The 7,783-nt window shown below is 64.2% G+C and carries 9 protein-coding genes and 1 tRNA gene; all 10 read left to right on the top strand.

What is annotated here, in order from left to right; all coding sequences use genetic code 11:
- On the top strand, nt 1-563 hold a 563-nt coding region (locus Mlute_RS13355), incomplete at its 5' end, for a DapH/DapD/GlmU-related protein (protein ID WP_281270867.1).
- A gap of 22 nt (nt 564-585) precedes the next feature.
- Nucleotides 586-840, top strand: coding sequence for a Sec-independent protein translocase subunit TatA/TatB (locus tag Mlute_RS13350; RefSeq protein ID WP_119361092.1), 255 nt, complete (start codon nt 586-588; stop codon nt 838-840).
- A gap of 3 nt (nt 841-843) precedes the next feature.
- Nucleotides 844-1,596 carry a twin-arginine translocase subunit TatC gene (gene tatC / locus Mlute_RS13345; protein ID WP_119361091.1) on the top strand — a complete coding sequence of 251 codons (753 nt, stop codon included), beginning with the start codon at nt 844-846 and terminating at the stop codon, nt 1,594-1,596.
- 38 nt (nt 1,597-1,634) lie between these two features.
- Nucleotides 1,635-2,714 (top strand): bifunctional 3-deoxy-7-phosphoheptulonate synthase/chorismate mutase, encoded by a 1,080-nt coding sequence (locus Mlute_RS13340; protein WP_119361090.1) that lies wholly within the window; start codon nt 1,635-1,637, stop codon nt 2,712-2,714.
- An 18-nt stretch (nt 2,715-2,732) separates the two neighbouring features.
- The gene (locus tag Mlute_RS13335; RefSeq protein ID WP_119361089.1) at nt 2,733-3,698 is read left to right on the top strand and encodes a 4Fe-4S dicluster domain-containing protein; all 966 of its coding nucleotides are present in this window, start codon (nt 2,733-2,735) and stop codon (nt 3,696-3,698) included.
- Nucleotides 3,699-3,747: 49 nt separating this feature from the next.
- A tRNA-Gln gene (locus Mlute_RS13330) sits at nt 3,748-3,821 on the top strand.
- Between the two features lie 114 nt (nt 3,822-3,935).
- Nucleotides 3,936-4,328: a response regulator gene (locus Mlute_RS13325; RefSeq protein ID WP_119361088.1), complete on the top strand. Its 393-nt coding sequence runs from the start codon at nt 3,936-3,938 to the stop codon at nt 4,326-4,328.
- 49 nt (nt 4,329-4,377) lie between these two features.
- On the top strand, nt 4,378-6,636 hold the full coding sequence (locus Mlute_RS13320) for a transglycosylase domain-containing protein (RefSeq protein WP_119361087.1): 2,259 nt from the start codon (nt 4,378-4,380) through the stop codon (nt 6,634-6,636).
- A gap of 126 nt (nt 6,637-6,762) precedes the next feature.
- Nucleotides 6,763-7,203 (top strand): 50S ribosomal protein L13, encoded by a 441-nt coding sequence (gene rplM, locus Mlute_RS13315; RefSeq protein ID WP_119361086.1) that lies wholly within the window; start codon nt 6,763-6,765, stop codon nt 7,201-7,203.
- On the top strand, nt 7,203-7,589 hold the full coding sequence (rpsI, locus tag Mlute_RS13310) for a 30S ribosomal protein S9 (RefSeq protein WP_119361085.1): 387 nt from the start codon (nt 7,203-7,205) through the stop codon (nt 7,587-7,589). Before rplM ends, rpsI begins: the two co-directional genes overlap by 1 nt.
- The last annotated feature ends 194 nt before the right edge of the window (nt 7,590-7,783 follow it).

Here is a 7,783-nt window from a genome sequence, read left to right as displayed (position 1 = left end):
GGGTGGAGGTGGGGGCCTACACCGTGCTGAGCGACACCGTGGTGGAGCCTTACGCCAAGGTCAAGTCGCACAGCGTGTGCGAAGGGGCCTACATCGCAAGCGGCGCCGACGCCGGGCCCTTCGCACGGCTGCGCCCTGGGGCCCACCTGGAGGAAGGGGCCCACGTGGGCAACTTCGTGGAATTAAAGAACGCACGGCTGGGCCGCAAGGCCAAGGCTGGGCACCTGGCCTATCTGGGCGACGCGGAGGTGGGTGAGGAAACGAACATCGGCGCCGGGGTCATCACCGCCAACTACGACGGCAAGCGCAAGCACAAAACCACCATCGGCCGACGGGTCTTTGTGGGGTCCAACAGCGTCCTAATCGCCCCTGTGACCCTGGCCGATGAGGCCTTTGTGGCTGGGGGAAGCGCAATTAATCAAGACGTCCCCGAGGGCGCTCTGGCCATCGCTCGGGAACGCCAGCGCAACATTGAGGGCTACGTCAAGCGCAAGCTAGAAGCGGAAACCAAAGCCCAGCAGGCTGACTCGCTCTTTCAGATAGACTTCAGCCGCGAGGAGTAAACTAGAGAGCAAGGGGTTGAAGATGAACCTGGGAATGACCGAAATCCTCATCATTCTGCTCATCGCCCTCCTGCTCTTTGGCCCACGCAAGCTGCCGGAGCTGGGGCGCAGCCTAGGACAGAGCATCCGGGAGTTCCAGCGGGGGGTGAGGAGCGTCCGGGAGGAGTTTGAGAGGGCCGCCGAGGTAAAGGAGTTCAAGGAAATCAAGGAGGAGTTAAGTAAGCCCATAGAGGAGGTCCGCAAGCCCATAGAGGCCAAAGAGGAGGCCAAGGGGTAAGCCATGCGCGAAGCCCCCCTGATGGAGCACCTCGAGGAGCTGCGCAACCGGCTCATCTGGTCCATTGTGGCCTGGGCGGTGATGACCGCGGTGGCCTTCACCTTTCGGGTGCAGATTCTGGCCGCCTTGAAACGACCGCTGGATGCCTACAACGCCAGCGCCTCCATCAAGGCTGAGCTCATCGTTCTCAATATCACCGAGCCCTTCCTCACCGCCTTCAAGGTAGCAGCCTTTGGTGGACTGGCCTTGGCCCTCCCCTTCATCGTCTACCAGGTCTGGGCCTTCATCGCCCCGGGCCTCTACGATCACGAGCGCCGCCTGGCCGTCCCATTCATCTTGGGCGCGGGTTTCAGCTTCGCCTTGGGCGCAGTTTTCGCCTACTTTGTGCTGCTGCCCTTTGCGGTTCCCTTCCTCTTGGGCTTCTTGGGAGATGTGGTCACCCCACAGATTTCTATCGGCATGTACATGGGCCAGGTGGTCACCTTCTTGGCCCTGATGGGCATCCTCTTTGAGATGCCGGTGGTCAGTTACCTGCTGGCCAAGCTGGGCCTGCTGACCAGCCGCTTCCTAATCAACAACTGGCGCATCGCGGTGGTGCTTCTGGTCACCCTAGCAGCCATCATCACCCCCACTGTGGACGTAGTCAACCTGAGCCTGGTTTCCGTCCCGCTGATGGTGCTCTACGGGGTTTCCATTCTACTGGTCAGGTGGGCCGAACGGAAGCAGCCCAAGGAAGCTGAGGCCAGCCCCGCCTAGCTTGTGCGGCTCCCTCATGGTCTGGTATACCATTGGGCATGGATCAGCGCATCCTAGACCTCCGAAAAGAGGTAGACCGCGTCAACCGCGAGCTGCTCCGGCTCCTCTCCGAGCGGGGTAGGCTGGTCAGCGAGATTGGGCGGGTACAGACCGAGCTGGGGATTCCCCACTACGACCCCAAGCGAGAGGAAGAGATGCTGGCCTACCTCACCCAGGAAAACCCCGGTCCATTCCCGGCCGAGACCATCAAGCGGTTGTTCAAGGAAATTTTCAAAGCCTCGCTCGAGCTGGAAGAACGCCAAGACGAGCGAAAATTCCTCTACTCGCGCAAGGTCAAGCCCGAGGATACCAAGGTGCGGGTGGGGAGCGTGGTCTTCGGGGAGGGGAAGGTGCTGGTGGCGGGCCCCTGCTCCATTGAGTCGGAGGAGCAGATCCTCTCTACCGCCCGCTTCCTGGCTGGCCACGGGGTCAGGGTGCTGCGAGGGGGCGCGTACAAGCCCCGCACCTCGCCCTACGGCTTCCAGGGGTTGGGAGAGGCCGGGCTCCGGCTGGGGCGTCAGGCTGCGAACGCTTTCGGGATGGTCTTCGTTACCGAGGTCATGGACACCCGCGACGTGGAGCTGGTGGCCCAGTACGCCGACATCCTCCAAATAGGCACCCGCAACGCCCAAAACTTTGCCCTGCTGCGGGAGGTGGGCCGGGCCAATAAACCAGTGTTGCTCAAGCGGGGCTTCGCCCAGACCATAGAGGAGTGGTTCTACAGCGCCGAATACATCCTCTCTCAGGGCAACGCCGAGGTGATCCTGTGCGAGCGGGGCATCCGCACCTTTGAGCGCTGGACACGAAATACCCTTGACCTCTCGGCAGCCGTACTGGCCAAGCAGCTCAGCCACCTACCGGTCATCGTGGACGTAACCCACGCCGCGGGCCGCCGCGACCTGCTGGCCCCCCTGGCTCGAGCCGCGCTGGCCGCCGGATTAGACGGGGTGCACGTGGAGGTGCACCCCAACCCCAAGGTGGCCCTCTCCGACAACGAGCAGCAGCTCGACTTCGCCCAGTTTGAAGGGTTCTTGCGGGCCATAGAGGACTTGCTGCCCAGGGCCACCTCGAGGACCTAAGCCTGTAGGCTGGTAGACGTGGGACTCTTTGAAAACCTGGTAGGGGCCTTCCTAAAGCTCACCGACCCCACCCCCGACTACACCGGGCCGCGCTGCCTCCTGGAGCGGAACAGCGTGGGGGGGTGCGACAAGTGCCAGCAGGCCTGCCCGCACCAGGCCATCCGCCTGGAAAACTTCACGGTGGAAATAGACGAGGTTCGTTGCACCAGCTGTGGCCTCTGCACCTCGGCCTGCCCGGGGCTGGCCCTGGAGTTCCCCTTGGGGTCCATCCAGGAAAAACTCCACCGGGGCAAGGGCCAGCTCCGTTGCTCCAGGGCACCCGGGGCCGGGGACGAGGTGCACTGCCTGGGCCAGCTCACCCCAGGCCTGTTGGCCGAAGCCGGGGCGCGGTTTGGCCCGCTCACCCTAGCTCACGGCGACTGCGCCGGCTGCAAGATTGGTGGCCCTTCGGTCCCTGAGCGAGTACAGCAAATTGCCGAGGAGGGCCGCCGCTACTTCCCTGGCCTGGAGGTCCGGCTGCAACAGGAGCCGCTGGCCGGCGCCGAGGTGGGCCGCCGGGAGTTCTTTGGGGCCCTCTTTGGGGGGGCCAAGCGCTCCGCCGCTGAGCTCATGCCCAACCTGCCCCTGCTTCCGGAGGAGCCCTACGAGGACAAACGGGCCGAGCGACCCGCCGAGCTGCGGTTGCGCAGGGTGGCGGCGATTCAGGCCCAAAGCGTGCGCTGGCCCCGGATTGCGGTGGGCGAGGGATGCACCTTGTGCCCGGTGTGCAGCAACGTGTGCCCCACCAAGGCGGTGGAGCGGGAGCGTAGTCCAAGCGGCGAGGAGTACATCCTGAAGCTAGATGTGTCGGCCTGCACGGGGTGCGGGGCCTGCGTGGAAAGCTGCCCGCCCCAGGTGATTACCCTGACCGAGGCCGACCGGGTCGAGGTGTTGGGCGGGCCCATTGAACTCTACCGGGGCGTACCCCCTTGGTACGACCTATAGCCCTTTGACAGCTGGTGTTCGGCAGCCTAAAATACCCTTGCTGTCCCGCTGGGGCATCGTCTAATGGCAGGACAGCGGTCTTTGGAACCGCCGGTCGTGGTTCGAGTCCACGTGCCCCAGCCACAAAGCCCCTGGGCCTGCCGGGGGCTTTTTAGCTGCCTACGGCAGCCGTCTGAGCCCTTAGGTGTGACGTTTGCGCCTCTTGCTCCTTTTGCCTCTGCTAATATCGGGTCAGGTATGTCAGGCGCCCTGCAGAGTGATAAGATTCTGGTGGTCACCTCGAGCCCGGCCCTGCGGGCTTTGCTGGAGCTATCCTTGGAGGAGCAGGGCTTTGAGGGGCAGTTCTACGAAAAAGCCCAGCAGGCCTTGGAGTTCCTCAAAGCCCACACCCCCCGGGCCATCGTGCTGGATGACGCCATTGAAATAGACCCCTTCTCCATCGCCTCCCGCCTCAAGATGAGCCGGCGCCTGCGAGAGGTACCGGTGGTGCTGCTCCTCAGCGACAGCGATGAGCGGGCTAAGCTAACCGCCGAGTTCGTCCGGGTGGAGCACGTTCTCTCTAAACCCCTAGACCGCAAGGCTTTCTCGAGCGTCCTGCGCCGCCTGCCGCAGCAGCAGCCCAGCCTGTAGCCACCTGGGTTACAGCAAGGCTTAACCCCCGGCTGCTAGACTGGGGTTCGTGCGAGGATTGCTCCGAATTCTCAAGGTGATTTTCGTCGCGGCTCTCCTAGGCAGCCTGGTGGGCGCGGCCTACGTTGCTTGGCTGCTCACCCGCGACCTTCCCAGCCTCGAGGCCCTGGACAACCTGCGCTTCACCGCCACCTCCACCTTCTACACCCGCGACGGCGTACCCATCGCTGACCTGGCCTCGGTAGAGGACGGCCGGGCCATCGCCCGACAGCTCGTGCGGCTAAGCGAGGTGTCGCCGGCGGTGGTGGTGGCGGTGGTGGTCTCCGAGGACCAGCGTTTCTTCAAGCACTACGGCGTTGACTTCGTGCGGCTTCTGGGGGGCCTTTACTACACTCTGCGGGGAGACCTGCAGGGGGGTTCTACCATCACCACCCAGGTGGTCAAGAACACCCTGCTGCGGGAGCTGGCCCTAGAGCGGCGAGGCATAAGCGGGCTCGAGCGCAAGCTAAAGGAGTTCCCCCTAGCCCTACAGGTTGAGCGCCGCTATTCCAAAGAGGAAATCCTGGAGATGTACTTCAACGTGGTGCCCTGGGGAGGGAACGCCCAGGGCATCTGGGCCGCCGCTCAGGCCTACTTCGGCAAGGAACCCTCGGAGCTCAACCTGGCCGAGGGCGCCTACCTGGCGGTGCTCATCCCCGCGCCCAATACCCGCTACCTGGACTACCCCTCTACCCGCCGCCGCATGCGGGTGCTTCTCAACAACATGGTGGCCGAGGGATGGATTAGCCCGGAGGAGGCCGAAAGCGCTTGGCGCTACAAGCTCATCCCCAAGGGCTGGGAGGTGAGCTACGACGAGGCGGGCAACCTGAAAAGCGCCAAACTCACAGACCCCAGCGCCCGCATCATCCCGGAGCGCAACGTGCGGATGGCCCCCTACTTTGTCTACGAGGTCCAGCGCTACCTAAAGGAGAAAATTGGCTCCGACAAGCTCAGGAACCAAGGCGGCCTGCGCATCATCACCACCCTGGACCTTCGCATGCAAGCAGCGGCGGAAAAGGCGGTCAGCGGTAGGCGGCTTCCCGACCAGGCCCAGCTTGCCTTGGTGGCCCTCGAGCCCAACTCGGGGGAGGTCCTGGCCATGGTGGGGGCCCGCCCTGGTACCGAGGGTGAGTTCAACCGGGCCACACAGGCCTGGCGCAGCCCCGGCTCAGCCATCAAGCCGTTTACCTACGGCGTGGCCCTAGAGGCGGGATGGACTCAGGCCACCACGGTGCTGGACGCGCCCATTGAGTACCGCACCCCCCAGGGTGTCTGGCGCCCCAAGAACTTTGATGGAACCTACCTCAACCGCCCAGTTAGCATCCGCTATGCCTTTGACCGCTCGCTCAACCTTCCCGCCATCCGCACCGCTGAGGCCATCGGGGTACAGCGCTTGGGGGACAAGTTGCGCGCCGCGGGCTTCCGACTGACCGGCAATATGGCCGTTCTGGCCAATGCCATCGGTGGGGGAGCGGAGATTACCCCCATGGGGCTGGCCGCAGCCTACGCCAGCTTCGTCAACGGCGGCTACTGGGTAGAGCCGCGCCTGGTGCTGTGGGTGGAGGACAGCGAGGGCCGCATCGTCTACCAACCCGAGGGCAAGAAAACCTTGCTTTGGACCCCCCAGGTGGCCTACCAGATATGGGATATGCTCAAGGGCTACGTCTACGACGTGCCCCCAGGCTTTCGCAGCAGCCTGGCCTGGCAGGCCCGCATCCCCGGCCGCGTGGTTGGGGGTAAGACCGGAACCAGCGACCAGGCCATTGACCTCTGGTTTGCCGGGGCCACTCGAGGCCTGGTGGCCACGCTTTGGGTAGGACGGGACGACCACAAGCCCCAGCGCATGGGCGGAGTGGAGCCCAGCAGCTCGGTGGTCAATCCACCCATCTGGCGCGACTTCGTGGAGGAAGCCCTGCGTGGCCGGCCTGCCGGCGACTTCCCCCAACCTCCTGGACTGGTAGAGGCCAGCTTTGACCTGCTCACCGGAAACCCAAGCGCCAGCGGTGTAACCGCGGTCTTCCCCGCCAGCCAGGCAGAACGGCTTCTGAGCCCAACCCCCCAAAGCACCCCCGTGTCCACCCCACCCGGAAGCAGCCTCCCACCCACCTACGTGCGCCAGCCCGGACCTGCGGTGGCCAGCAACAGCACCTACCAGACCATCGCCCTGGACCGCAACACCGGCTGCTTAGCCACCCCCGAGACCCCTACCGAGCGCTTGGTGTGGCTGCAGGTATCCGAAAGCCAGCTCAGCGCCTACCGCTGCCGCTAGCTTTGTTGCAAGGGAGCAAAAAGCTATGCTATACTCCGCGGTGGCGCTTTTTCGGGCCGGTGTCCCCGAGCCGGCCCAAAAAGGCAAACAACACCCCGCGAGGGCGATGGTAGGCGCTCTCGGAATATGGAGATGGCTGTGTTCAAGACCTATGTTCCCGAACCCCAGGAACCCGGCTGGGTTCTGATTGACGCAGCGGGCCAGCCCCTTGGGCGGGTGGCCTCGAGGATTGCCGCCCTCCTGCGCGGCAAGCACAAACCCCACTTCACCCCCAACATGGCCGTGGGCGACTGCGTGGTGGTCATCAACGCGGACAAGGTGGTCCTCAAGGGCTCCAAGCCCCGCACCAAGGTCTACACCCGCTACTCCGGCTACCCGGGGGGCCTCAAGCGCATCCCCGCCTCGGTCATGCTGGCCCAAAAACCCGTCAAGATGGTGGAGCACGCGGTAAAAGGAATGCTGCCCAAGGGCCCCTTAGGCCGGGTGATGTTCCGCCGCCTAAAAGTGTACGCCGGCCCGCAGCACCCCCACGCAGCCCAGAAGCCGGTTAAGATGGAGGTCAAGTAATGGAGCAGTACTACGGCACCGGCCGGCGCAAGACCAGCGTGGCCCGGGTCTTCTTGCGCCCAGGCAGCGGCAACATCCAGGTCAACGGCCTCCCCTTTGCTGAGTACTTCGGTGGCTTGGTCAAAGCGGTTTCCGCGCTGGAACCTCTGCGCCAGGTAGACGCCACCAACCGCTTTGACGCCTACATCACCGTAAAGGGCGGGGGCAAGTCGGGCCAGATTGACGCTATTCAGCTTGGCATCGCTCGAGCCCTGGTCAACTACGACGGTGACCTGAGGGCCAAGCTGAAGCCCGCCGGCCTGCTCACCCGCGACCCCCGCGAGGTGGAGCGGAAGAAGTACGGCAAGCACAAGGCCCGCCGGGCACCCCAGTACAGCAAGCGCTAACCCCCCCTACCCTCTAGACCCGCCATGGGCGGGGTTTTTGCTATGCTTTAGGCTGTGGAAAAAGAAGAGCTAAAGCGCCTTTTGGAAGCCCACGACTGGGTGTGGGAAAAGTGGTGGCCAGCCCTCCTCGCCCTCCCGCCCGACCAGGCCCAACGGGCAGTAGGCGGGTCATTTCCCAGCGTGTTCGCCACAAC

Origin of the sequence: Meiothermus luteus, from assembly GCF_003574085.1 — a bacterium.
Lineage (GTDB): Bacteria > Deinococcota > Deinococci > Deinococcales > Thermaceae > Meiothermus > Meiothermus luteus.
The sequence above is the reverse complement of the archived record's forward strand: the minus strand, read 5'-3'. Positions and strand labels throughout refer to the sequence as shown.